The sequence below is a fragment of the Mycobacterium sp. PO1 genome (assembly GCF_017312405.1).
Classification (GTDB): domain Bacteria; phylum Actinomycetota; class Actinomycetes; order Mycobacteriales; family Mycobacteriaceae; genus Mycobacterium.
This window is the reverse complement of record NZ_BLTG01000099.1, coordinates 1-1,638: the sequence shown is the minus strand read 5'-3', so window position 1 is coordinate 1,638 and position 1,638 is coordinate 1. Positions and strand designations below refer to the sequence as shown.

The following is a 1,638-nucleotide window of genomic DNA, read 5'->3' as shown; positions in this document are numbered from 1 at the left end:
ATCGCAGGATCCAGCGCGCTCATCGGGACCCTCGGCTCTTCGCGCAAGCGCTCACTGGTGCACCATCCTTGTGTCGGTGATCTTGGATGGGTTGCCGATGCACCCGAGGTGCCGTCGAGTTACCGCCACAAGCGCTTGACGCAGCGATGTCCACGATGAGTTTCGCGGGACTCGACGGTTACCCGGGGTGTGCCGACCGTCGACAGGGCTGCGCGCCACCGAGCGCCGATCAGTGAGCGAAGCGGCAGCCACACCTCGGCACCGAAGTTTGGGTGCCTCCCCACTGGGTCTAGCAGCGAGGAGGCTGTGATGGATTATGCCCCTACTGCCGTCTTGGCGGCAGAACCGGCCAACGGAGTGACCGCTGGCCTGGACTGGTCTCGTGACGATCAGGCGGTATCGGTAGTCGATTCTCGAGGCGCCGAAGTGTTGCGCGAGCTCACTGACCACAGCGCTAGGGGACTGCGCACACTGGTCGACACGCTGACCCGTGCCGGGGTCAGCGAAGTCGCTATCGAACGTCCCGACGGGCCCATCGTCGACACATTGCTCGAGGCCGGGTTCACCGTCGTGGTGATCAGTCCCAACCAGCTCAAGAACCTGCGGGGCCGCTACGGCTCGGCCGGCAACAAAGACGACCGCTTCGACGCCTTCGTCCTGGCTGACACCCTGCGCACCGACCGCACCCGACTGCGGCCACTGGTCCCCGACAGCCCCGCCACCGTAGCGCTGCGCAGCACGTGCCGAGCCCGCAAAGAACTCATCAGACACCGCGTCGCGGTAGCCAACCAGCTGCGCGAACACCTCAACCGCGTGTTTCCCGGCGCCGTAGGACTGTTCGCCGACCTCGATTCCCCAATCAGCCTGACCTTCCTGGCCCGCTTCGACTGCCAAGACCGTGCCGACTGGTTGACCCCCGCACGAATGGCGAACTGGCTGACCTCGGTGGGCTACACCGGCCGCACCGACCCCGCCGTGCTGCACACCCGCCTCATCACTGCACCCCGCGGCGCCACCGGCCACGAAGGCGCCACGCACGCCCGGATCACCCACGCCCTGCTGGCCACCCTCACCACTCTGGTCAAACAAATCACCAGCCTGTCCGACCAGATCGCCGAACAACTCGCCGCGCACTGCGACGCACACATCTTCACCAGCCTGCCCAGATCCGGAAAGATCAGAGCCGCCAAACTTCTCGCTGAAATCGGCGACTGCCGAGGACGATTCCCCACCCCCGAGTCCCTGACCTGCCTGGCCGGCGTGGCCCCCTCGACCCGCCAATCGGGAACCATGCGCACCGTCGGATTCCGATGGTCGTGCGACAAACACCTGCGCGACGCCGTCACCGACTTCGCCGCCGACTCCCGCCGCGCTAACCCCTGGGCCGACAACCTCTACCGCCAAGCCCGATCCCGCGGACGCGACCACCAACATGCCGTACGCATCCTGGCCCGCGCCTGGCTCTACGTCATCTGGCACTGCTGGCAAGACAACACCGCCTACGACCCCCACCGCCACGGCGCACTCCAAGCCCACCTGCGAGCCCAACAACCCGCTGCTTGACACAGGGCTACTCATCGGGACCCTCTGCTCTTCGCGCAAGCGCTCATCGGTACCGTGATCCCTTCAGCCTTCATC

The 1,638-nt window shown here is 66.2% G+C and carries 1 protein-coding gene; it reads left to right on the top strand.

Annotated features, from left to right (window positions below; genetic code table 11):
* Nucleotides 1–309: 309 nt before the first annotated feature.
* Nucleotides 310–1,563: an IS110 family transposase gene (locus tag J3476_RS25195; protein WP_286183708.1), complete on the top strand. Its 1,254-nt coding sequence runs from the start codon at nt 310–312 to the stop codon at nt 1,561–1,563.
* Nucleotides 1,564–1,638 lie beyond the last annotated feature (75 nt).